This window comes from Actinophytocola sp. (assembly GCF_036378875.1).
In the GTDB taxonomy this organism is placed as follows: domain Bacteria; phylum Actinomycetota; class Actinomycetes; order Mycobacteriales; family Pseudonocardiaceae; genus Actinophytocola.
Genome location: NZ_DASUVO010000036.1, coordinates 1 through 26,715 on the forward strand (window position 1 = coordinate 1; position 26,715 = coordinate 26,715).

Annotated in this window: 3 protein-coding genes; all 3 read right to left on the reverse strand. The window is 74.4% G+C overall.

From position 1 onward, the window contains the following. Positions 1–1,260 (reverse strand): beta-ketoacyl synthase N-terminal-like domain-containing protein (locus VF106_RS09830; protein WP_414638910.1); only part of this gene is annotated, 1,260 nt, incomplete at its 3' end. Continuing rightward, a complete protein-coding gene (locus VF106_RS09835) occupies positions 1,257–10,373 on the reverse strand; it encodes an SDR family NAD(P)-dependent oxidoreductase (protein ID WP_414638914.1) in 9,117 nt (3,038 codons plus the stop codon). The genes VF106_RS09835 and VF106_RS09830, both read right to left, overlap by 4 nt. Beyond that, positions 10,370–26,332 carry an SDR family NAD(P)-dependent oxidoreductase gene (locus VF106_RS09840; protein ID WP_330839310.1) on the reverse strand — a complete coding sequence of 5,321 codons (15,963 nt, stop codon included), beginning with the start codon at positions 26,330–26,332 and terminating at the stop codon, positions 10,370–10,372. The genes VF106_RS09835 and VF106_RS09840 overlap by 4 nt, the downstream gene beginning before the upstream one ends. Positions 26,333–26,715 lie beyond the last annotated feature (383 nt).

A 26,715-nucleotide genomic window follows, 5' to 3' on the forward strand; every position in this document is an offset into this window, starting at 1 on the left:
GGACCAGTCCACCTTCGGCGTCGGCTCGTCCACGTGCAGCGTCGCGGGCAGCACCCCGTGCCGCATCGCCATGACCATCTTGATCACACCGGCCATCCCGGCAGCCGCCTGCGTGTGCCCGATGTTCGACTTCACCGAACCGAGCCACAGCGGCCGGTCCCGATCCTGCCCGTACGTCGCCAGCAACGCCTGCGCCTCGATCGGGTCACCGAGCCGGGTACCGGTCCCGTGAGCCTCCACCACGTCCACATCGGACGCCGACAACCGGGCGGACGCCAGCGCCGCACGGATCACCCGCTGCTGCGCCGGACCGTTCGGGGCCGTCAGCCCGCTCGACGCGCCGTCGGAGTTGATCGCCGACCCCCGCACCACCGCCAACACCGGATGACCGAGCCGCTCCGCCTCCGACAGCCGCTCCACCAGCAGCACCCCAACGCCCTCGCCCCACCCGGTGCCGTCCGCGGCCCCGGCGAACGACTTGCACCGGCCGTCCGCGGCCATACCGCGCTGCCGCGAGAACTCCACGAACGTGGCCGGGGTCGCCATCACGGTCGCGCCGCCGACCAGCGCCAGCGAGCACTCCCCGCGGCGCAGCGAGTCACTCGCCAGGTGCAACGCCACCAGCGACGACGAGCACGCCGTGTCCACCGTCACCGCCGGACCGACCAGTCCAAGCGCGTACGCCACCCGGCCGGACGCGACACCTCCCGCGCTGCCGGTGCCGAGGTAGCCTTCCATCCCGTCCGGCGCGTTCCCGTTGAGGAACCGCGAGCCGTAGTCGTGGTAGATCACGCCGGTGAACACGCCGGTCGTGCTGCCACGCAACGCGTCCGGGTCGATCCGGGCCCGCTCCACCGCCTCCCACGAGGTCTCCAGGAGCAGCCGCTGCTGCGGGTCGGTCGCGAGTGCCTCACGCGGGCCGATGCCGAAGAACCCCGCGTCGAACTCACCCGCGTCGTGCAGGAACGCGCCGGCTGAGGTGCTGGAGGTCCCCTGCCGGTCGGGGTCCGGGTCGAACAGCGTGTCCAGGTCCCAGCCCCGGTTCTGCGGGAACCCGCCGACCGCGTCGCCGCCGGCGGCCACCAGGTCCCAGAACTGTTCCGGGGTGGCGGCGCCGCCAGGGAAGCGGCAGGCCATCCCGATGATCGCGATGGACTCGCCGAGCCGGTCTACGAGCTCCCGTTCCCGCCTGCGGGCCTCCCGCGCCTCGGCGACCGCGCGCTTGAGGTACTCCCGGAGCCTGTCGTCCTGGGCCATCACGCCGCTCCGAACTCGTTGTCGATCAGGTCGAAAAGCTCGTCGTCGGACGCGTCGTCGAGGTCGCGGTGCTCGACCTGGGCGCTCTGCTCCGTCAGCTCACGCAGCCGGGCGAGGATCCTGGCCCGGTCCCCGTCGGCCGCGGCGTGCAGCGCGGCGTCGAGCGCGGCGAGGGCCGCGTCGGCAGTGGTCTGCCCACCCAGCCGGGACAGGAGATACCCGGCGGCCGCCTCGGCCGTGGGGTGGTCGAACACGAGCGTGATCGGCAGCCGCACCCCGGTCGCGGCGGCGAGCAGGTTGCGGAACTCCACCGCGATCAGCGAGTCGAACCCGAGCTCGAGGAACCCCCGGCCGACCGGGACGTCGGCGGGCGAGTCGAGTCCCAGGACCGTCGCCGCGTGCTCGCGCACGAGGTCGAGCAACGCCTCCCGCGTGACGACGAGCGGTCCGCGACGAATCGCGAGTGGACTGTCCACACGTGACCGGACGAGCCCTCGCAGCACCGCGGGAACGGTCGACGAGCGCAGCGCTGCCTTGTCGAGCCGCAACGGCACGACCACGGGCTCGTCGACGGTCATGGCCGCGTCCAACAACGCGAGCCCCTCCGCCGTGGGCAGGGGGCGCAGACCGATGCGGGCGCCCCTGGCCACGTACACGTCGCTCAGGCCGCCGCTCATCTCGCTGCGTTCCTCCCACAGGCCCCACGCGAGCGACTGGGCGGGCAGGCCCTCGGCGCGCCTGCGGTGCGCAAGGGCGTCGAGAGCGGCGTTGGCCGCCGCGTACCCGGCCTGCCCGGCCGTGCCGAGCGTGCCGGCCGCCGAGGAGAACAGCAGGAACGCGGCCAGGTTCCGGTCCCTGGTCAGCTCGTCCAGCGCGACGGCCGCGTCCACCTTGGGGCGCGACACCGTCTCGTACTGGGCCGGGGTCTGCGCGGTGACCGCGCCGTCGTCGAGCACGCCCGCGGCGTGCACCACCGCGGTCAGGTCCGGGATGGTGGCCAGCACGCGTGCGAGGGCGTCCCGGTCGCCGACGTCGCAGGCGTGCACGGTCACGTCCACGCCCAGCGCGGCCACCAGCTCGCGGGCGCCGGGCGCGTCGGGTCCACGCCGGCTCACCAGCGCGAGCCGCCGCACGCCGTGGTTGGCGACCAGGTGCCGGCCGAGCATGCCGCCGAGCAAGCCGGTGCCCCCGGTGATCAGCACCGTGCCGCCGGTGAGGTCGGGGGCGTCGCCCCTCGGTCCGGTGATCCTGGCCAGCCTCGGCACGTGCGGCTCGCCGCCGCGGATCGCCACCTGGGGCTCCCCGCCGGCCAGCACGGCGTCGAGCAGTGCGTCGGAGTCGGCGTCCACCAGCACGAACCGGCCCGGGTGCTCGGACTGCGCCGAGCGGACAAGGCCCCACACCGCGGCCTGGGCGAGATCGGCGGCCGGCGCGCCGTCGGTCCGGAACACGAGCGTGCTCTCGGCGAGCCGCTCGTCGGCCAGGAAGGCCTGGACGAGAGCCAGCGCCCAGTGGACAGCCGCGCGTACCGTGGTGTGCGGCGGGCAGTGCGCCACGAGGAAGTCATCGACCGGCAGCTCGTCCACATCGGACACCACGGTCCGGCTGACGGCCCCGGACGCGGCCGGGACGCGGACCCAGTCGAGCCGGTACGGGCCGTCCGAGCCGACACGCGCCGGCGGGCGCACCGTGAGGGCGTCGACGGTAGCGACCGGCCTGCCCGTCTCGTCGGCGACACGCAACGCGACGGTGTCCTGGCCGACCGGGGACAGCCGGACCCGCAGCGCGGTGGCGCCCACCGCGTGCCGGTGGAAACCGGTCCACGAGAAGGGCAGGCCACCGTCGACCGACGTGAGCCCGAGCGCGTGCAGTGCGGCGTCGAGCAGCGCGGGATGCAGGCCGAACGACTCGGCGTCGCCGGGCAGCCCCACCTCCGCGCAGACGTCCGCACCCGTGCGCCACGCGGCACGCACCCCCTGGAACGCGGGTCCGTATTCGTAGCCCCGGTCGGCGAGGTCGTCGTAGAAACCGGTCAGGTCCACGGCGACCGCGCCCGGCGGCGGCCACTCGGCCGGCTCGATGGGCGAACGCTCCACAGTGGACAGCTCGCCGGCCGCGTGCCGGGTCCAGTCGTCCTCGTCCTCCGGCCGGGAGTAGACGGTCACGGGCCGGGTGGCGTCCCGCGGGGCGCCGACGACGACCTGCAGCTCCACCGCGCCGGTCTCGGGCAGCACCAACGGTGCCCGCAGGGTGAGCTCCTCGACCACGGGGCAGCCTGCCTGCTCGCCCGCGAAAGCGGCCAGCTCCAGGAACCCGGTGCCGGGGAACATGATCGCGCCGTGCACCGCGTGGTCGGCGAGCCACGGGTGGGTGCGCAGCGAGATCCGGCCCGTGCACCGCACCTCCGGCCCGTCGGCGGCGGCGACGACCGCGGTGACGAACGGGTGCGCCGCGGCGCGGGACTCGGTCCGGGTGAGCCAGTAACGCTTGCGCTGGAAGGGATACGTCGGCAGCGGGACCGTCCTGCCGCCGGTGAACAGCCGTCGCCAGTCGACGTCGCCGCCACGGACGTGGAGCTCGGCGGCGGAGGTGAGGAACCGGGTCAGGCCGCCGTCGTCGCGGCGGAGCGTGCCGACGGCCGTGGCACCGGTCCCGCTCGCCTCGAGGGTCTCGAGTATCGGCGCGGTCAGCACCGGATGCGGGCTGATCTCGACGAACGCCCCGTGCCCGTGCCGGGCCAGCCGGTCGACCACGGGCGCCAGCCGCACGGTGTGCCGCAGGTTCCGGTACCAGTAGCCCGCGTCGAGCCCGGCGGTGTCGACCACGTCGCCGGTGACCGTGGAGTGGAAGACCACGTCGCCGCCGACCGGCCGGACCGGGGCGAGGTCGGCGAGCAGCCGGTCGTGGATCTCCTCGACGTGCGGTGAGTGGGACGCGTAGTCCACCGGGATGACCCGGTGGTGCACGCCCGCGCTGTCGCAGTGGGACACCAGCTCCCGCAGCGCGAGGGGGTCGCCGGCTACCACGACCGACGACGGGCCGTTGACCGCGGCGAGCGCGAGCCGTCCGTCCCACCGCGTGAGCAACGCCGAGGCGCCGGTCTCCCCCATCCCGACCGACACCATGCCGCCGCGGCCCGCCAGCACGCCCAACGCCTTACTGCGCAACGTGACCACGCGGGCTGCGTCGCGCAGGGACAGCGCGCCCGCGACACACGCGGCGGCGATCTCGCCCTGCGAGTGGCCGACGACGGCGTCCGGCCGCACCCCGACCGACGCCCACAGCGCGGCCAGCGACACCATGACCGCGAACAGGGTCGGCTGGAGGACGTCCACCGCGGCGAGGTCCGGCGCCCCGCGCAGCACGTCGACCACCGACCAGCCGGTGAACTCCGCGATGGCCGCGTCGCACTCGGCCATGCGCGCGGCGAAGACCGGCGAGGTGTCCAGCAGCTCGGCGCCCATCCCGGCCCACTGGCCGCCCTGGCCGGGGAACACGAACACCGTCCGCCCCAGCGGTGTGGCGGTGCCGGTGACCACCGACGCCGCCCGGGGACGCTGCCCGGCCTCGAGCAGCAGCACGGCACGGTGGTCGAACCGCGACCGTGCCGCCAGGGTGTACCCGAGGTCGACGCTGTCCTGGTCGTCTACAGTGGACAGTAGCTGTTCGGTGCGGACGTCGAGCGCCTCGGCGGTCCTGGCCGACAGCACGAGTGGCGCGACCGACGGCTCCGGCGGCACCGGGTGCGCCTGCCCGGGTGGCTGCTCGAGGACCAGGTGCACGTTGGTGCCGCTCATGCCGAACGAGGACACCGCGGCACGACGCGGGTGGTCGTCGGCCACCCAGTCGACCGGCGCGGTCAGCACCCGAACCGCGCCCGCCGACCAGTCGACCCGCTGGGTCGGCTCGTCCACGTGCAGGGTCGCGGGCAGCACCCCGTGCCGCATCGCCATGATCATCTTGAGGACGCCGGCCACCCCGGACGCCGCCTGGGTGTGGCCAATGTTGGACTTCACCGAGCCGAGCCACAGCGGCCGGTCGCGATCCTGTCCGTACGTGGCGAGCAGCGCCTGCGCCTCGATCGGGTCGCCGAGAGTGGTGCCGGTGCCGTGCGCCTCGACCACGTCCACGTCCTGTGTGGACAGTCCGGCCCTCGCCAGCGCGGCCCGGATGACCCGCTGCTGCGACGGCCCGTTGGGTGCCGTGAGCCCGTTGCTCGCGCCGTCGGAGTTGATCGCCGAGCCGCGGATGACGGCCAGCACCTCGTGGCCGTTGCGGTGCGCGTCGGACAGCCGCTCCAGCAGGAGCATCCCGGCGCCCTCGGCCCACCCGGTGCCGTCCGCGGCGGAGGCGAACGGCTTGCAGCGGCCGTCGGCGGCGAGCCCGCGTTGCCTGCCGAACTCCACGAACGCGCCGGGGTTGGTCATCACGGTCACCCCGCCGGCCAGCGCGAGCGCGCACTCGCCCCGGCGCAGCGACTCGCCGGCCAGATGCAGTGCCGCGAGGGACGACGAGCAGGACGTGTCGATGGACAGCGCGGGGCCTTCGAGCCCGAACGTGTAGGCCACCCGCCCGGCCACCACGCTCGCCGCGGTCCCGGTCAGCAGGTGGCCTCCCGCGCCGCTCGCGCCGGTGTCGAGCGGCGGCCCGTAGCCCTGGTGGGTCACCCCGGCGAACACGCCGGTCGCGGTGCCGCGCAACGAGTGCGGGTCGATGCCGGCCCGTTCGACGGCCTCCCACGCGACCTCCAGCAGGAGGCGTTGCTGGGGGTCCATCGCGAGTGCCTCGCGCGGGCTGATGCCGAAGAAGCCCGGGTCGAACTCGGCCGCGCCACGCAGGAACCCGCCCCACCGCGTGTAGGTGCGGCCCGGCTTGCCCGGCTCCGGGTCGTAGAGCGACTCGAGTTCCCAGCCGCGGTCGGCCGGGAACTCCGACACCGCGTCCCGACCGTCCCGCACCAGCTGCCAGAACAGTTCGGGTGTGTCGGCGTCGCCGGGGAAACGGCAGCCGATGCCCACGACGGCGATGGGCTCGTCGACGGCCGGGGCGGGCACCGGCTGGTCTTCCTGTCGCGTACCGAGGATGTGCCGGCACAGCGCGGTCACCGTGGGGTGGTCGAAGATCGCGGTCGCCGGCAGGCGCAGGCCGGTCGCGGCGTTCAGCCGGTCGCGGAGGTCGACAGCGGTCAGCGAGTCGACCCCCAGCTCGCGGAAGGGCCGGTCGGTCTCGACGGCGCCCGGGTCGCCGTGGCCGAGCACCTCGGCGACGTGCCTGCGGACCAGGTCGGTCACGTCTTCGGCGGAGACCCTGTGTTGTGGCGCCTCCGGTATCGCTTCGGCGAAGAACGTCCCGCGCCGGCCGGCGGCGGCGAACGTGTCCCAGCGGACGTCGGCGACGACCGCGGTCGTCTCGTCGTGGTCGAGGACGTCCCGCAGTGCGGTGACCGCGTGTCCCGGCGACATCGGGAGGATCCCGCGCCTGCGCAGGTGCTCGGTGACGCCCGCGTTGGTGGACATGCCACCGTCCGCCCACGCACCCCAGGCGACCGAGGTGGCGTGCAGTCCTCGGGCGCGGCGCCCTTCGGCGAGCGCGTCCAGGTGTGCGTTGGCGGCGGCGTAGGCGCCCTGGCCATCAGCGCCCCAGACCCCGGAGATCGAGGAGAACAGCACGAACGTGACGTCCGGGCTGTCGAGCAACGCGTCGAGGTGATCCGCACCGGCTGCCTTGGCCGCCAACACACGGGCCACCTCGGCCGGGTCCGTCTCGGTCACCGGGGTGAACTGGGCGACCCCGGCCGCGTGGAAGACGGCGGTCGGCGGGTGTGCCGCGAGGAGTGCGGCGACCGCGTCCCGGTCGGCCATGTCGCACGCGACGATGGTCACGTCGACGCCGAGCTCCGCCCGGAGTCGCTCGGCACCGGGCGCGTCCGGGCCTTGACGACTCGCCAACACCAGGTGCTCGGCACCCGCACCGGCCAACCACCTCGCGACGTGTGCGCCGATCGCGCCGGTGCCACCGGTCACCAGCACCGTGCCGCGCGGGCGCCATGGATGCTCGGGCGCGGGGCGGGCCGTGCGGGTCAGCCTGGGGACGTGCACGCCGTCCGGCCGGATGGCGAACTGCTCCTCGCCGGCCGGGTCGGCCAGGAGGGCGACGAGCCGGTCGGCGGTGCCCGCGGCCAGGTCGACCAGCCGGACGGGGCGCTGCGGGGACTCCAGTGCGGCCACCCGCCCGAGTCCCCAGATCTGGGCCTGGGCGGGGTCGACCGGCTGTCCCACGCCGACGCCGCCGCGGGTGACGAGCCACAGCGGAGCGGTCACGTCGGCGAGGGCCTGTATCGCCCGCAGCGCCGACGCGAGGTCGGTGACCGGGGCGATGACACCGGCGGGCGTCCCCGCGTCGCCGAGGAGGTGCGGGCCGAGGGCTTGTTGGATCTCCTCGTCGGCGCCGAGCAGCGACCAGGTGCCCTCGACCGGGGTCGCGGGCGCGTCGGGCAGACGGGACCAGGTGACCTGGTAGTGCCACGACCGGGTCGGGTCCGCCGGCCGGGGCGACTCGAGCCAGAGGCGCCGGTGCTGGAAGGCGTAGGTCGGCAGGTCGACCGCACGAGCACCCGCGAAGACCGTCGCCCAGTCCACAGTGGGCAGACGGCCGAGCGCGGCGGTCACGGTGTGTGCCTCCGGGCGGTCGGCGCGGAGGGTGGGGACGAAGTCGACGTCCGGGGCGCAGTCCTCGCCCATCACCGAGAGCACGGCGTCCGGGCCGAGCTCGAGACAGGTGCGCACGCCGCGTTCGGCGAGCGTGGTGATCGCGTCGGCGAACCGCACCGGACGCCGGACGTGGTCCACCCAGTAGTCCGGAGTGGACAGCTCACCAACCGACGTCGCCACCACCGGGATCTTCGGCGACGCGAACGAAAGACCGGCCACGACAGTGCGGAACTCGTCCAGCATCGGCGTCATCGACGGCGAGTGGAAGGCGTGCGACACCGCGAGCCGTCTGGTCCGCTCGAACCGGGCGGCGAGCGCCAGCACGGCATCCTCGGCACCGGACACCACGACCGCCGCCGGACCGTTCACCGCGGCGATGCTCACCTCGTCGGACAGGTACGGGACGACGTCCGCCTCGGCTGCCCGGATCGCGACCATCGCCCCACCCGGCAACGCCCGCATCAACCGGCTCCGCGCGGACACCAGCGCCGCCGCGTCGGACAACGACAACACCCCGGCCACGTGCGCGGCGGCGATCTCCCCCACCGAGTGCCCGACGAGGTAGTCGGGGCGGACTCCCCACGACTCGAACAACCGGAACAACGCGACCTCCAACGCGAAGACCGCCTCCTGTGCGTGCTCGACCGCACCCAGCTCGGCGACCACCGCGTCGAAAGCCCTGGCATAGGCCGGAAACAGCTCGTACAGCCCAGCACCCATGCCCGCCCGCTCCGCACCCTGACCGGTGAACAGGAACGCGAGCCGCCCCTCGGCCACCCGGTGCGGGCGGACGTCGGCCAGCCCGGCGAGCAGTTCGTCACGGTCGCCGGTCACCACCGCGCGGTGCGCGAGCCCAGCCCGGGTGGTGACGAGGGAGAAGCCGATGTCGGCGGCCGACAGCTCGGGATGCCGCGCCGCGAAGGACCGCAACCGGGCAGCCTGGTCCCGCACCGCGTCCGGCGTCGCCCCGGACACCACCCACGGCACGGTGCCGGACGGGCCCGCTCCGGGCACCGGCGACGGGGCCGCTTCCTCCAGGATCACGTGGGCGTTCGTGCCGGAGATGCCGAACGAGGAGACCCCCGCCCGCCGGGGCCCGTCCGAGAGCCACGGCCTCTCCTCGGTCAGCAACGACACCGCGCCCTCGGTCCAGTCCACCTTCGGCGTCGGCTCGTCCACGTGCAGCGTCGCGGGCAGCACCCCGTGCCGCATCGCCATGACCATCTTGATCACACCGGCCATCCCGGCGGCGGCCTGCGTATGGCCGATGTTCGACTTGATCGAGCCGAGCCACAGTGGCCGGTCGCGATCCTGTCCGTAGGTGGCGAGCAACGCCTGCGCCTCGATCGGGTCACCGAGCCGGGTACCGGTGCCGTGGGCCTCCACCACGTCCACATCGGACGCCGAGAGCCCGGCGGACGCCAGCGCGGCACGGATGACCCGCTGCTGCGCGGGACCGTTGGGCGCGGTCAGCCCGCTCGACGTGCCGTCGGAGTTGATCGCCGACCCCCGCACCACCGCCAGCACCGGATGGCCGAGCCGCTGGGCGTCGGACAGCCGCTCCACCAGCAGCACCCCGACGCCCTCGGCCAGCGCCGTGCCGTCGGCCGCCGCGGCGAAGGACCTGCACCGGCCGTCGGCGGCCAGCCCCCGCTGCCGGGCGAAGTCGACGAACATCATGGGCGTCGCCATCACCGTGACACCGCCGACCAGCGCCAGCGAGCACTCCCCGCGGCGCAGCGACTCCCCCGCCATGTGCAGCGCCACCAACGACGACGAACACGCCGTGTCCACCGTCACCGCGGGCCCCACCAGCCCCAGCGCGTACGCCACCCGGCCGGACGCGACGCTGCCGGAGATGCCGGTGGCCAGGTAGCCCTCCATCCCCTCGGGCGCCTTGGTCAGCCACGACCCGTAGTCGTGGTAGACGAGCCCCGCGAACACACCGGTCTGGCTGCCGCGCAACGAGGTCGGGTCGATCCGCGCCGACTCCACCGCCTCCCACGACGCTTCCAGCAGCAACCGCTGCTGCGGGCACATCGCGACCGCCTCACGCGGGCTGATCCCGAAGAAGGCTGGGTCGAACCCGGCGACGTCGTCGAGGAAGCCGCCCGACCGGGTGTAGGTCGTGCCCTGGCGGTCCGGATCGGGGTCGTACAAGGCGGCCAGGTCCCACCCGCGGTCGGCGGGGAAGCCCGCGATGACGTCGGCGCGGTCGGCCACCAGCCGCCACAGGTCCGCGGGCCCGGTCACCCCACCGGGGTACCGGCAGCTCATCCCGACGATCGCGAGCGGCTCCGACCCTCCGGCGGCCGGCTGCTGGTTCTGCCGCCGCAGCCGTTCGTTCTCCTTGAGCGCGGCACGCAGTGCGTCGACGATCCGGTCATGCGACGTGGCCATGGTCAGCTCGCGTTCCGTTGGGGGGAGCCATCTTCGTCCTGGTCGTTCGCCCCGAAGGCCAGGCGGACCAGGCTGTCGACGTCCATCTCGTCGATCTCCTGCCCGGCCTCGGGCTCGGGGACGACCGCGGGTTCGGCGGGAACGAGCAGGGCCAGCAGGTGGGTGGCGATGTCCCCCGCGGTCGGGTGGTCGAACGCCAGCGTGAGTGGTAGCCGCAGACCGGTGGCCTCGGCGAGCAGGCCACGCAGCCGGACCGCGGTGAGCGAGTCGAGGCCGATCTGCAGCAGGCCGCGGTCCTCCCGGACTAGGCCACCGTCGGCGATGCCGAGCACGGCCGCGACCCGCTCACGGACGACGTCCAGCAACGCCGGCCGTCGTTGCTCCGGCGGGAGTCCCGCGACCCGCGCCGCCAGCGACGGCGTTGGTCCCGTGCTCGTGCCGGCGACGCGCCGCGCCACCGGCACCGGGTCCCGGACCACGTGGAGGTCCTGAGCGGACGACGGGCCCCGGGCCGGGCGCAGCACCAGCGACTCCGCCGAGAGCACCGGCTGACCGGCCTCGTCGGCGCACCACACCGACAGCGCGTCCACCCCGACCGGGGACAGCCGCACACGCAACGCCGTGGCGCCGGTCGCGTGCAGAGCCACCCCGGACCACGCGAACGGCATCCGGCCATGGCCGTCGTCGGCGACCAGACCACCCGGTGTCATCGGCTGCAACGCCGCGTCCAGCAGTGCCGGGTGGATGCCGTACCGACCGACCTCAACCCCCTCGGGGACCCGAACCTCGGCCAGCACGTCCGCGCCATGCCGCCAGGCCCGCGCCACCCCGCGGAACACCGGCCCGTACTCGACCCCGGCCGCGGCGAGATCGTCGTAAAGTCCTGTCACCGCAAGGGGTTCCGCGTCGCTGGGCGGCCACTCACCGAGTGTCCCCTCGGCCGTCCCGGCGACCGCCAGCACGCCGCTCGCGTGCCGGGTCCACGCCCCGTCGCTGCCCTCGTGCCGTGAGTACACCCGCAGCGCCCGCCGGCCGTCCGGGTCCGGCTCGTCGACGACGACCCGCAGCTGCGCGCCGCCCCGCTCCGGCAGCACCACCGGTGCCTCCAACGCCAGCTCCTCGACCAGCCCGCACCCGACGTGGTCACCCGCACGGACCGCCAGCTCCACCAGTGCCGTGCCCGCCAGCAACACGGTGCCCCGCAGGGAATGCTGGCCGAGCCAGGGATCGGCCGCCTGCGACAACCTGCCGGTCAGCACCACGGAGTCCGGCAGCGTGACCGCCGCGCCGAGCAGCGGGTGGTCCACAGCGCCGAGTCCCGCCGACGACACGGCCGCCGACCCCGGCGCGGCACGCAGCCAGAACCGCTGCCGCGCGAAGGGATAGCCCGGCAGCACCACCCGCGAAGCGCCGGGGAACAGTGACCGCCAGTCGACGGGCACGCCGCGAACGTGCACCTCGGCGGCCGAGGTCAGGAACCGGGTCAGACCACCGTCGTCCCGGCGCAGCGTGCCAGCCACCGTGGCGTCCTGCACGCTCGACGCCAGCACACCGCTCAGGACCGGGTGTGGGCTGATCTCGACGAACGTGGTGTGCCCCTGCTCGACGAGCGCGGCGGTGGCCCGGTCGAAACGCACCGGCATGCGGAGGTTCCGGTACCAGTACTCGCCGTCGAGGGTCGCCGGGTCGAGCGCGTCGCCGGTGACCGTGGAGTGGAAGGCCACGGTCGCCTGCCTGGGCGAGACCGGCGCGAACGCGGCGCGCAGCTCGTCGCGGAGCGGCTCCACGGCAGGCGAGTGGGAGGCGAACGCGGCGGGGATGAGCCGCGCGCGCACGTCCCGGGCCGCGCAGTGCTCGACCAGCTCACGCAGCGCGTCGAGGTCACCGGCGAGCGCCACCGACGCGGGCCCGTTCACCGCGGCGACCGACAGCCGGCCGGGCCACCGGCCGGTCAGCTCGGTCGCGTCGTCCTCGCCGAGCGCGACCGCCGCCATGCCGCCCCGGCCGACCAGCACCCGGGAGATCCGGCTGCGCATGACGATCACACGGGCGGCGTCGGACAGCGACAGCGCACCCGCCACGCAGGCCGCCGCGACCTCCCCCTGGCTGTGCCCCACCACGGCGTCCGGACGCACGCCCACCGACTCCCACAGCGCGGCCAGCGACACCATCACCGCGAACAACGCCGGCTGCACCACGTCCACCGCGTCCAGCGACGGCGCCCCCGGACCGCCGCGCAGCACAGCGACGACCGACCAGCCGGCGAGCTCCGCGATGGCCGCGTCGCACTCGGCCATCCGCGCCGCGAACACCGGGGACCGGTCGAGCAGCTCGACCCCCATCCCGGCCCACTGCCCACCCTGGCCGGGGAACACGAACACCGTCTTTCCCCGTGGCGCCGCGACACCACGGACCACCGACGGTGACGGTGTGCCCTCGGCCAGCGCCACCAAGCCGTCCCGGTCGAGCACGACGGCCCGGTGTTCGAACCGGTGCAGCCCGGCGAGTGTGTGCCCGAGGTCGTCCCATGGGTGCTCGACGGAAGCGAGCTGGCTCGCCCGTTCCCTCAGGGCGTCCTCGGTCCGCGCGGACAAGACCAACGGGCCGGTCCCGCCGGGGCTCGACGGCCACTCGACGGGGGCCGGTTGCTCGAGGATCACGTGGGCGTTGGTGCCGCTGATGCCGAACGAGGAGACGGCGGCACGGCGTGGGCGACCGGAACCCGGCCACGGGGTGTGCTCGGTGAGCAGGCGGACCGCGCCGGTCGACCAGTCCACCTCGCGGGTCGGCTCGTCGGTGTGCAGTGTCCTCGGCAGGAGGCCGTGGCGCATCGCCTGCACCATCTTGATCACACCGGCGACACCGGCGGCCGACTGGGTGTGGCCGAGGTTCGACTTGATCGAGCCGAGCCACAGCGGCCGGTCCCGGTCCTGCCCGTAGGTGGCGAGCAACGCCTGCGCCTCGACCGGGTCACCGAGCCGGGTGCCGGTGCCGTGGGCCTCCACCACGTCGACGTCCGGTGCGGACAGTCGCGCGTCGGCGAGCGCGGCCCGGATGACGCGTTGCTGTGACGGGCCGTTCGGCGCGGTCAGCCCGTTGCTGGCGCCGTCGGAGTTCACCGCGGACCCGCGCAGGACGGCCAGCACCTCGAGCCCGGCGCGTTCCGCCTCGGACAGGCTCGCCAGCAGGAGCATCCCGACGCCCTCGCCCCACGCGGTGCCGTCGGCGGCGGCCGCGAAGGGCTTGCAGCGCCCGTCCGGCGCGAGCCCGCGCTGACGGCTCAGCTCGACGAACAGGTCGGTGTTGGCCATGATCGCCGCGCCGCCCGCGAGGGCGAGCGAGCACTCGCCGCGCCGGATCGCCTGCGCTGCCAGGTGCAGCGCGACCAGCGACGACGAACAGGCGGTGTCCACGGTGACCGCGGGCCCCTCGAACCCGAACGCGTAGGAGATGCGACCGGACAGCACGCTCGTGGTGCTGCCGGTGAGCCGGTAACCCTCCAGGTCGGCCGGGAACTCCCGCGAGTCGGTGCCGTAACCGAGCGACGCCGCGCCGACGAAGACCCCGAGTTGCTTGCCGCGCACGGAGTCCGGGTCGATGCCCGCGCGTTCGAAGGCCTCCCACGAGGTTTCCAGCAGCAGGCGTTGCTGCGGGTCCATGGTGAGGGCCTCGCGCGGGCTGATGCCGAAGAAGGCGGGGTCGAACTCGCTGGCGTCGTGGAGGAACCCGCCCGCCAGCACGTAGGAGGTGCCGGGGTGGTCCGGATCTGGGTGGTACAGGGACGCGACGTCCCACCCGCGATCGGCGGGCAGGTCGGAGATGGCGTCGACGCCCTGCTCGACCAGCTGCCACAGGTCCTCCGGGGACCGGACACCGCCGGGGAACCGGCAGCTCATCGCCACGATCGCGACCGGCTCGTCGACGCCGGTCGTGGTCGCGACGACTGCTTCGGTGGCCTGGCCCGTGGTCTTCGCGTGGAGGTGGCGGGCCAGCGCGGCCGGGGTCGGGTGGTCGAAGACGATCGTCGCCGGGAGCCGCAGCCCGGTGGCGGCGCCGAGCACGTTGCGCAGCTCGACCGAGGACAGCGAGTCGAAGCCGAGGTCCTTGAACGCCACGTCCGCCGCGACCCGGTCGGCTCCGGAGTGGCCGAGCACGGCGGCCGCGTGCCGCCGTACCAGGTCCAGCAGCCCCGTCCCGTCGGGAACCGGCGCCGGGTTCCGGGTGGTCACCAGGTCGCGGAGCAGGGGCGGCGGTGTGCCGGTCGCTCTCAGCGCGGCGAGGTCGAGGTCGGCGGGCACGACGAACGCGCGGCTGCTCTCGCGGGCCGAGGCGAACAGCTCGACGCCGCGGTCGGCGGTGAGCGGCACGAGACCGACCCGGGCCAGGCGGGCCTGGTCGGTGTCGCCGAGTGCCCCGGCCATGCCGGTGTGTGCCCACGGGCCCCAGGCCATCGACACCGCGGGCAGGCCGGCGCGGCGGCGGCGTTCGGCGAGCGCGTCCAGGTAGGCGTTCGCGGCCGCGTACCCGCCCTGTCCCGCGCCGCCGAAGAACGCGGCACCCGACGAGAACAGCACGAACTCGGCCAGGTCGTGGTCGCGGGTCAGCTCGTGGAGGTGGGTCGCGGCGTCCACCTTGGGCCGCAGTACGCGGTCGAGCTGGTCCGGTGTCAGCGCCGACACCACGCCGTCGTCGAGCACGCCCGCGGCATGCACCACCGCAGTCAGCGGGTGCTCGGCCGGAATGCCACGCAGCAGGGCGGCGAGCGCGTCACGGTCTGCGACATCGCAGGCCACGCCTGTGCCGGGTACCGGCGTCCTGCTGACGAGCAGCAGGTGGCGGTAGCCGGTCTCGGCCAGCCGCCGGGCGACCAGGCCACCGAGCGCGCCGGTGCCGCCGGTGATCAGCACCGTGCCGTTCCGGTCGGGTTCGCGTGGCACGGTGAGCACGACCTTGCCTACGTGCCGCGCCTGGCTGACGTGCCGGAACGCCTCGACCGCGCGCCGTACGTCCCAGGTGGACAGTGGCAGTGGTGTCAGCGCACCGCCGTCGAACAACATCAGCAGCTCGCGCAGCATCTCCCGGATCCGGGCCGGCCCGGGCTCGGTCAGGTCGAACGTCCGGTAGCCGACACCGGCGGGGATCGACGCGGGCTCCCGGACGTCGGTCTTGCCCAGCTCGACGAACCGGCCGCCACGGGACAGCAACCGCAGCGAGGCGTCGACGAACTCCCCCGCCAGCGAGTTCAGCACCACGTCCACCCCGGCGGAGAACCGCTGCTCGAACTCACATGTGCGGGAGGAGGCGATGTTCTCCGCCGGCACACCGAGGTCCCGCAGGACGCCCCACTTGGCGGGGCTCGCGGTCGCGAACACCTCCGCGCCGAGGTGGCGGGCGAGCTGGATCGCGGCCATCCCGACCCCGCCCGCCCCGGCGTGCACGAGCACCTTCTCGCCTGCCCGCAGCCCGGCCACGTCGACGAGCCCGTAGTACGCGGTGAGGAACGCGACCGGGACCGACGCGGCCTCGGCGAACGACCAGCCGGGCGGTACCGGCGCGACGGCGTGCGCATCGGTGACCGCGACCGGTCCGAACGCGCCGTCCATCAGGCCGAACACCCGGTCGCCCGGCTCGAGCCCGGTGGTGCCGGGGCCGGTCTCGGTGACCACGCCCGCGCCCTCGATGCCGATCGCGGGTGCCTCCCCGGGGTAGAGGCCGAGTGCGTTGAGCACGTCGCGGAAGTTCAGCCCCGCCGCGCGGACGGCGAGCCGGACCTGCCCTTCGGCGAGCGGTGCGGTCGCCTCCAGGGCTGGCAGCAACGCGAGCTCGTCGAGGCTTCCTCTGTGGACGGTGTCGAGCCGCCAGGCGTCCGCGTCGGGCACGGCGAGGTCGTCGGCCGGGATCCTCGCCAGCCGGGGGACGAGGACCTCCCCTGCCCGGATCGCGAGCTGGGGTTCGCCGGTGGCCACCGCGGCCGTCACAGCGGCCGTGGAGTCCGGGTGGTCGTCGACGTCCACGAGGACGAACCGGCCCGGGTGCTCGGTCTGCGCCGAGCGCACGAGACCCCACACCGCCGCGTGTGCCGGTTCGGTGGTCGCGTTCCTGGTCAGCAACGCGAGCCTGCGTACCGGCTCGTCCAGCAGCCATGACTGGAGGCGGGCCAGGGCCCACCGCGTCACCGCGTGGGTCGCGGCGGCCGGGTCGCCGGGTTCGGCCGGGCACGGCACGATCTCGGCGTCCGTGCCGCCCGCCGCGGTCGCGACCGGCGTCCACGCCAGCTCCCACAACGAGTCCGGTCTGCGCATCGGGCGCAGGACCAGTGAGTCCACCGTGGCCAGCCGGCGGCCGTCGAGGCCGGTGACCTGTACCGACACCGCGTCGGTACCGACCGGGGACAGGCGCACCCGCACCGCGGACGCGCCGGGTGCGTGGATGGTCACACCGTTCCAGGCGAAAGGCAGCCGGACGCCGTCGAGCAGGTCGGTGGCGGCGAGGGCGTGGAGTGCCGAGTCGAGGAGGGCCGGGTGCAGGGCGAAACGTTCGGCGTCGTGCACGGTGGTCAGCTCGGCTTCGGCGAAGACCTCCTCGCCTCGTCGCCATGCCGCACGCAACCCGCGGAAAGCGGGGCCGTAGCCGTAGCCCGCGTTCGCGAGCCGGTCGTACAACCCGTCGACGTCGACCGGTTCCGCCCCCTCGGGTGGCCACGGAACCTCTGCCGCACTCGGTGTGCCGGTGGCGAGCACGCCTGCCGCGTGCCGGGCCCACTGTCCGAGATGTCCGGGGCGTCCGGAGTGGACGGTCAGCGGGTGGCGACCGTTCCCGTCGGGTGCGGCGACCCGCACCTGCAGCTGGATGTCCTTGTCCGACAACACGAGCGGGTGTTCGAGGGTCAGCTCCTCAACCGTGTCGCAGCCGACCGCGCGGCCCGCCTGGACGGCCAGCTCCAGGAACGCCGTGCCGGGCAGGATCGCCGTGCCGTCGACGACGTGGTCGGCCAACCAGCCGGGCCGGCCGGCCGACACCGTGCCGGTGAGCACCGCACCGTCCCCGTCGGCCAGCGCGATGACCTCGGCGACGAGCGGGTGGTCCGCGGACCCGCCGCGCCTGCCGGGTTCGAGCCACAACCGCGTGCGGCGGAAGGGATAGGCGGGCAGGTCGACCAGCGAGCCTCCGGAGACCAGCGGCGCCGGGTCGATGGCGTGGCCGAGCGCGTACAGCTGCCCGGCGGCACCGACGGCCGTGACGGCCTCAGGCCGGTCGGCACGCAGCACGGACAGGAACTCCAGGCCGGGCTCGATCGCCGGGCCGAGAGCGGACAGCACCGCGTCCGGGCCGAGCTCGAGGCACGCCGTCACACCCCGGCCCGGCAGCTCGTGGACGGCGGCGGCGAAACGCACCGGCTGCCGCACGTGGTCCACCCAGTAGTCCGGTGTGGACGGATCACCGGGCGCGGTGGTGACGAGCGGGATGGCGGGCGCGGCGAAGGTGAGTGCCGCCACGACCTCCTCGAAGGGCGCGAGCACCGGTGCCATCAGGGGCGAGTGGAACGCGTGCGACACGTCGAGTGCCCGGGTCCTGCGACCACGCTCCGCGAACCCGGCCGCCACGGCCGCGACCGCGTCCCGCGGCCCGGACAGGACGAGGGCGTCCGGGCCGTTGACCGCGGCGACACCGACCCCGTCGGGCAGCGGCGGCAGCTCGGTCTCGACCGCCTCGACCGCGATCATCGCGCCACCCGAGGGCAGCGCCCGCATCAGCCGGCTGCGTGCGGACACCAGCGTCGCGGCGTCGGCCAGCGACAGCACCCCGGCCACGTGTGCCGCGGCGATCTCCCCGACCGAATGCCCGACCAGCACGTCGGGCCGCACGCCCCACGACTCGACCAGCCGGAACAGCGCGACCTCCAACGCGAAGACCGCCTCCTGTGCGTGCTCGGCGCCACCCAGCTCGGCCGCCACCGCGTCGAAGGCCGCCGCGTAGACCGGGAAACACGCGTACAGCTCCGCACCCATCCCTGCCCGCTGGGCACCCTGACCGGTGAACAGGAAGGCCAGCCGGCCACCGGTCGCCCGCCGTGGCACCACGTCCGCGAGACCGGCGAGCAGCTCGGCGCGGTCGGCACCGGCCACCGCGGCCCGGTACGCCTGCCCGGCGCGGGTGGCCAGCGAGAACGCGATGTCACGCTGCGAGGTGCCGGGACGGTCGGCCACGAAGGCGCGCAACCGCGCCGCCTGGTCGCGCACCGCCTCCGGGGTCGCCCCGGACAGCAGCCACGGCGCGACGCCGTCCGGCCCTGCGTCGGCGGCATGCTCCGGCGCGGGTTCCTCGACGACCACGTGCGCGTTGGTGCCGGAGATCCCGAACGAGGACACCCCGGCCCGGCGTGGCCTGCCCGCCGGCGGCCACGGCTGCTCCTCGGTCAGCAGCGCGACCGCGCCGCGGGTCCAGTCGACGTGCGAGGTGGGGCGGCCCACGTGCAGTGTCCTCGGCAACACCCCGTGCCGCAGCGACAGGATCATCTTGAGCACGCCGACGATGCCCGACGCCGCCTGGGTGTGCCCGAGGTTCGACTTGACCGTTCCGATCCACAGTGGACGGTCACGGTCCGGTCCGTAGACGTCCTGCAGGGCCAGCGCCTCCACCGGGTCGCCGAGCCGGGTGCCGGTGCCGTGGGCCTCCACCGCGTCCACGTCCTGTGCGGACAGCCCGGCGTTCGCCAGCGCCGCCTGGATCACCCGCCGCTGGGCCATCCCGTTCGGCGCGGTGAGCCCGTTGCTCGCGCCGTCGGAGTTGATCGCCGTGCCCCGCAGCACGGCCAGTACCCGGTGGCCGAGGCGGCGCGCGTCGGACAGCCGCTCGACGACCAGGACACCGACGCCTTCCGCGGGCCCGAACCCGTCGGCCTCCTCGGCGAACGCCTTGCAGCGGCCGTCCACGGCCAGCGCACGCTGGCGGGACAGGCTGCGCAGCACGTCGGGGGTCGTCATCACGGCCGCCCCACCCACGATCGCCAGCGAGCACTCCCCCGCGCGCAGCGCCTGCGCCGCCAGGTGCAGCGCCACCAGCGACGACGAGCACGCGGTGTCGACGTTCACCGCGGGCCCCTCCAGCCCGAAGGTGTAGGCGATCCGGCCCGCGGCCACACTCGGCGCGCCCGCGGTCACCCGGTAGGCCTCCAGGCTTTCCGGGATGCGGTCCGCCGACCAGTAGTCCGGCACCGCCACCCCGGTGAACACCCCGGTGGCGGTGCCGGACAGCGATCCGGGCGCGATGCCCGCGTTTTCGAGCGCCTCCCACGCGCCTTCGAGCAGCAGCCGCTGCTGCGGGTCCATCGCCACGCCCTCACGCGGGGCGATGCCGAACAGGTCGGCGTCGAAGCCCGCGATGTCCCGCAGGTACCCGCCGCCACGCACGTAGCTCGTCCCCGGCCGGTCGGGGTCGGGGTGGTAGAGCCCGTCGAGGTCCCATCCCCGGTCGGCCGGCAGGCCCGCGACCGCGTCGCCGCCGTGCGCCAGCAGGTGCCACAGCTCCTCGGGGCTGTCGATGCCGCCGGGCAGCCGGCAGCTCATGCCGACGACGGCCAGGGGCTCACCGGTCGCGACCGGCGCTCCCACCGCGGCGGGAACGTGGTGGCCGAAGACGATGTCCCGCAGGTGAGCGGCCAGCGCGCCGGCCGTGGGGTGGTCGAACACGATGGTGACCGGCAAGGCCAGCCCGGTCGCCTCGGCGACGCGGTCCCGCAGCTCGACCGCGGTGAGCGAGTCGAACCCGAGGTCCTTGAACGGCCGGTCGGCCGGGACGGCGTCGGTACTCCCCAGCACCACGGCGGCCTGATCCATGACCAGCGACAGGAGTTGGTCGTACCGCTCGGTTTCCGGCAACGCACGCAGCCGCTCGGCCGGCGCGGAGGTCGGTGGCCGCTCACGGCGGGCAGGTGTCAGCTCGGTCAGCAACGGGCTCGGCCGCGCCATCGTGAACAGCTCGGTGAACCGGGGCCAGTGCACGTCGGCGACCACACGCTCGACGTCGCCCCGGCCGGCGGCGCGACCCAGCTCGTCGAGGGCGGCGTCCGGGTCCAGCAACGCGAAACCGCTGCCGAGCAGAGTCTTCTCGAACTCGGGGGTGACCATGCCACCGCCAGGCCACGGCCCCCACGCGACCGAGGTCGCGGCCAGTCCCCTGGCGCGGCGGTCGTGCGCGAGGCCGTCGAGGTGGGCGTTGGCGGCCGCGTAGGCGCCCTGGTCCACGCCACCCCACACGCCGGCGGCGGACGAGAACAGCACGAACGCGTCCAGCGCGCGGTCACCCAGCGCACTGTCCAGTGCCTCGGCGCCCAGCACCTTGGCCCGCCACACCTCGTCCACCTCGGCCGGAGTGGTCTCGGCGAGGCGGGCGAGGCCGCTGACCCCGGCGGCGTGCACCACGGCGGTCAGGTCGCCGATCCCGGCCACCAGCGCGGCCACGGCAGCGGAGTCGGTGACGTCGCAGGCCACCACGGTCGCCCGGCCGTCCACCTCGCCACCGGCCGAGGGTCCCCGCCTGCTCGCGAGCACCACGTGTGCCGCCCCGTTCGCCAGCAGCCAGTGCGCGACCCGGCGGCCGAGCACGCCGGTGCCGCCGGTGACCAGTACGGTGCCGCGCGGGCGCCAGGTCTGCCCGGTACCCGCGGCGGCACGGACCAGCCTGCGGGCGAGCAGGCCGGACGTACGTACCGCGACCTGGTCCTCGTCTCCAGTCAGGACCGCCGCGAGCCGGTCGGCGTCAGCGGCGTCCCGCAGGTCGACCAGACCGCCCCACCGGTCGGGGTGTTCCAGCGCGGCGACCCTGCCGAGCCCCCAGACAACGGCCTGCCGGGCCCGTACCCGCTCCCCCGGCGAGACGGCCACCGCACCGGACGTCACCGTCCACACCGGACAGCGCGCCGTGCGCAGCAACGCGAGCGTGTCTGTCAGACCGGCGGTCACGGCGTCGTGGCCGGCCTGCGTCCGTTCGTCCATGCCGAGCAGCGACACCACGCCGGCCGGTACGGGTTCGGCGGCGAGGGCAGCGAGTTCGCCCGGCGCGACCACCCGTGCGCCGGCGCCGGCGCGCCGCAACGCGTCGGCCACCGCGTCGCTCCACCGGTCAGGCGTGCCGGTGACCACCAGCCAGCTACCGGCCAAGCGCGCGGACCCGTCGGGAGGCACCGGCCACCACGCGATCTCGTACCGGTTCGTCCCGGCGGCCTCGGGCGCCGGCGGCCGCCACCAGAAGCGCTTGCGCTGGAAGGGATAGGTCGGCAGCTCCACCCGCCGCGCACCCAGCCCGGCGAACACCCGCGTCCAGTCCACGTCGACGCCGTGCGCGTGCGCGGCGGCGAGCGAGCGCAGGAACCGGTCCTGGCCGCCGTCGTCCCGCCGCAGGGTGCTGAGTGCCGCGGCGGGGACGGTCTCCCGCAGGCTCGGGGTCAGCACCGGGTGGGCGCTGACCTCGATGAACAACCGGTGCCCTTCGTCGAACAGCCGTTGGACGACCGGTGCGAACATGACGGGCTCACGGAGGTTGCGGTACCAGTGACCCGCGTCCAGTTCGGACTCATCAGGCTCGCCGGCGACCGTGGAGTAGAACGGGATCGAGGGTCGTCGCGGGGTGATGTCCGCGAGCGAGGTGAGCAGACGGTCGCGGACCCGCTCGACATGCGGGGAGTGCGAGGCATAGCCGACGGGAAGCTCACGGGCCGAGCCCGCAGTGGCGGCCACCAGCTCCCGCACCGCGTCCAGGTCGCCGGACACGATGGTCGACCGTGTCCCGTTGTGCGCGGCGATCCCGAGCCGGCCCGCCCACGGCGTCAGCAGCGCACGCACCTCGTCGGCGGGCAGCGGGACCGACACCATGCCGCCCAGCCCGGTGATCTCGCGCAGCGCCTTGGCACGCAGGGCGACCACCCGCGCCGCGTCGGGCAGTGACAGCGCGCCCGCCACACACGCGGCGGCGATCTCCCCCTGCGAGTGCCCGACGACCGCGGCGGGCTCGACCCCGTAGGCACGCCAAAGCGCCGCGAGCGCGACCGAGACCGCGAACAACGCGGGCTGCGCCATCTCGTCCCGGTCCAACGCGTCGTGCCGCAGGACCTCGGTGAGCGACCAGTCCACGTGCTCGGCCAGTGCCCGCTCACACGCGGCGATCCGCTCGGCGAACACCGGTTCGGTGTCGAGCAGTTCGACGGCCATCCCACGCCACTGCGAACCCTGCCCGGGGAAGACGAAAACGGTCCCGCCGCCGGCCACCGACCCGCGTTCCAGGTCGTCGCTCGCGAGTGCCGCGTCCAGCTCCGCCCGGTTCCCGGCGACGACCACCGCCCGGTGGTCGAACCGGGCCCGCGTGGTCGCCAGCGAGAACGCGAGGTCCGCCGCACGCACGTCCGGCTGGTCGGCCAGCCGCGCCCGGAACCGGTCGAGCTGGGCCCGCACCTGCTCGGGAGTGCGTGCCGAGAACACGAACGGAACCGGGCGTTCCCGCTGTGGTTCGACCTGCTCGGCCGTGACCCGCGCCTGTTCGACGATCACGTGCGCGTTGGTGCCGCTGATGCCGAACGAGGACACCCCGGCCCGGCGCGGCCGTCCGTCCGACGGCCATGGCACAGGCTCGGTCAGCAGCTCTACCCGCCCGGCCGACCAGTCGACGTGCGGCGACGGCTCGTCGACGTGGAGCGTCGCGGGCAGTTCGGCGTGCCGCATCGCCAGCACCATCTTGATCACGCCGGCGACCCCGGCGGCGGCTTGCGTGTGGCCGATGTTGGACTTGAGCGAGCCGAGCCACAGTGGACGGTCGCGGTCCTGCCCGTAGGTGGCGAGGATCGCCGTGGCCTCGATCGGGTCGCCGAGGGCCGTGCCGGTGCCGTGGGCCTCGACGACGTCGATGTCCGATGTGGATAGTCGAGCGTCCGCGAGTGCCTGGCGGATCACCTGTTCCTGCGCGACGCCGCTGGGTGCGCTGAGGCCGTTGCTCGCGCCGTCCGAGTTGACCGCGCAGCCGCGGATGACGGCCAGCACGTCGTGCCCGGCGCGACGTGCGTCGGACAGGCGCGCCAGGATCACCATGCCGACGCCCTCGGCCCACCCCGTGCCGTCGGCGGCGGCCGCGAACGCCTTGCAGCGCCCGTCGGCGGCGAGCCCGCCCTGCCGTTCGAACTCGACGAACATGCCCGGGTTGGCCATGACCGTCACGCCGCCCGCGATCGCCAGCGTGGACTCACCGGCCCGGATCGACCGCACGGCCTGGTGGATGGCCACCAGCGACGAGGAGCACGCGGTGTCCACGGTGACCGCGGGCCCCACGAGGCCCAGCGTGTAGGAGACCCGGCCGGACAGCACACCGCCGTTGCTCCCGGTCAGCAGGAAGCCCTCCGCGTCGCCTGCCGGCTCGTGCAGGCGGGCGCCGTAGTCCTGGCCACTGGCGCCGACGAACACGCCGGTTCTGGTGCCACGCAACGTGGTCGGGTCGATGCCCGCGTGTTCGAGAGCCTCCCAGGTCGTTTCCAGCACGAGCCGCTGTTGGGGGTCCATCGCGAGCGCCTCGCGCGGGCTGATGCCGAAGAAGTCGGGGTCGAACAGCGCCGCGTCGGGCAGGAAGCCGCCGCGGCCCGCGCGGTGCCCCCAGCCTCGGTCGGTCGGGAGCTCGGCGATCGCGTCGGTGCCGGTGTGCACGAGCCGCCACAGGTCCTCGGGCGAGCCGACGCCACCGGGGAGACGGCACCCCATCCCGACGATCGCGATGGGCTCGTCCGCCGTTTCCACCGGTGCCGCCGGCAGGGGCGTGGGCGGCCCGGCATCCAGATACTCGGCCAACGCGAGCGGCGTGGGGTGGTTGAAGGTCGTGGTCGGCTGGAGGTCGTCGCGTCCGGTGGTCTCCGCCAGCCGGTCCAGCAACTCGAGCGAGGACAGCGAGTCGAAGCCGAGGTCGTCGAAGGTCCGGCGCGGGTCGACGTCGGCGGTGGAGCGGTATCCGAGCACAGCGGCCACGCCGTGCAGCACCTGCGCGAGCGGATCCTGGCCGGCGGTGACCGGCGCGGGGGCGGGTGGCTGTTCGTCGAGCCAGTACCGCTCGCGCTGGAACGGGTAGGTGGGCAGGCCGAGCCAGGTTGAGGGGGCCGAACCGAGCAGGGCGGCCCAGTCCACCACGGCACCACCCGCGAACGCCGCGCCGACCGCGGTGAGGAGGGTTGCGTGGCCTGCGGCCACCATGGTCCTGTCCTCGGGTTCCCCGCCCGTCAACCGACCACGCGACACCACCAAAGCGGCGGCGTCGGCCAGCTCCGGTCCCCCCGCCTGGATGATCTCCAGCAGTGACCGGCCGAGCAGCGGGTCGACATGCGCGCACACCTCGTCCAGCGCGCGGGCGAACTCCTGGCCCAGGCCGGCGTGCTGACCGGTGAACACGAACGCGGAGGCGCCTGGCTCGCGTGCGTCGCCACGCACGACGTTGCCGGCGGGCACGCCGTCGGCGACGGCGGCCAGCCCGCGCAGCAGCTCGTCCCGGTCCGCGCCGACGACCACCGCCCGGTCGACGAAGGCCGTGCGTCCGGTCGCCAGCGTGCGGGCGACCGCGGCGAGGTCCAGGTCGGGACGGTCCACCACGAAGGCACGCAGCCGCCGCGCCTGAGCCCGCAGCGCCTGCTCCCCCTGGCCGGACAACACCCATGGCAGCACCGACATCGGCTCCGCCCGCGCGTCGTCACCGCCGGTCGGATGGTCGGAGAGCACCAGGTGGCAGTTCGTGCCGCCCATGCCGAACGAGCTGACGCCCGCCACCCTCGGTTCGCTGGTGGCGGGCCACGGGGTGCACTCGGCGGTGACCCGCAGGTTCAGCTCGTCCAGTGGGATCTCGGGGTTGGGGGTGACGTAGTTCAGGCTCGCCGGGAGCTCCCCGTGCCGCAGCGCCAGCACGACCTTGCACAGCCCCGCGATCCCGGCCGCGGCCTCGAGGTGGCCGATGTTCGTCTTGACCGAGCCGACGAGCAGCGGGTCCCCGGCCGGCCGGTGCCGTCCCACGGCCGCACCGAGCGCGGCGGCCTCCACCGGGTCGCCCCGCCGGGTGCCGGTGCCGTGCAGCTCGACGTACCGCACTCTCGCCGGATCGACACCGGCGCGGGTGTACGCCGAGGTCAGCACCGCACACTGCCCATCCGCGTCCGGCACGGCGAGCGCCGCCGTCGAGCCGTCGTTGTTCACCGCGCCGCCGTGGATCACCGCGCGCACCGGATCGCCGTCGGCGAGCGCGTCGGTGAGGCGCTTGAGCACGACCACGCCGCCGCCCTCGCCCCGCACAACCCCGTTGGCGCGGGCGTCGAAGGTGTGGCAGCGGCCGTCCGGGGAGATGCCGCCGAACTCGGCGAACGCCACCGCGCGAGCCGGGTCGAGGTTGAGCTGCACGCCGCCTGCCAGCGCCAGGTCCGTCTCACCGGACAGCAGGCTCTGTGCCGCCAGGTACACGGCGACCAGCGACGACGACTGCCCGGTGTCGACGGTCATGCTCGGTCCCCGTACCCCGAGCAGGTGGGAGACCCGGTTGGCGACGAGCCCGCGCGCCACCCCGGCGAACGTGTCCCGCGTGATCGCCGCGGGCCCGGCGCGGTGGGTCAGCGCCGCGTAGTCGTCCGGCCCGGCGGCCAAGAACACGCCGACATCGCGACCGGACAGCACACCGGGGACGATGGTGGCGTCCTCCAGCGCCTCCCAGGACAGCTCGAGCGCCAGCCGCTGCTGCGGATCCATGGCGGCCGCCACCCGAGGTGCGATGCCGAAGAACGCGGGGTCGAACCGGTCGACATCGTCGAGGAAGGCACCCCACCGAACGCCCTCGGCGACCCACCGAGTGCCCTCGGCGACCGCATCCCGCCCGTCCCGCAACAGCCTCCAGAACGCTGCCGGATCCGCCGCCCCGGGCAACCGGCAGGACAACCCGACGATCGCGATCCTGTTGTCGTCCAATGGATGCGCACTCCGTCCCGAGACAGGCGTTCCTCAGCGAGGGCACCGCTTCGCACCCACCGGCTCGCATGGAAACATCCCATCCTGGCTGCCGCACCCGCATCTCCGGTCGTGCGCGGGACGCGGTTTCCCCGTGCTGTCAACGGGTTCGCGACCGCCTACGACAAGACCACGTGTGCGAGCCGATGCTTAACGGCTCCTCGATCAGAGGCGAGCACCCGACCCGGACCGGCAACCGCGCTGCACGCATGAACTCCGCCTGCTGGCCCGCCCGGACACGATCCTGCGCTGGCACCGCACCCACTCCGCCGACGCCACACCAGGATGTCACGACCGAAACACCCGGGCCGACCGCGCACTATCCGGTCTATCCGAGCCCTGGT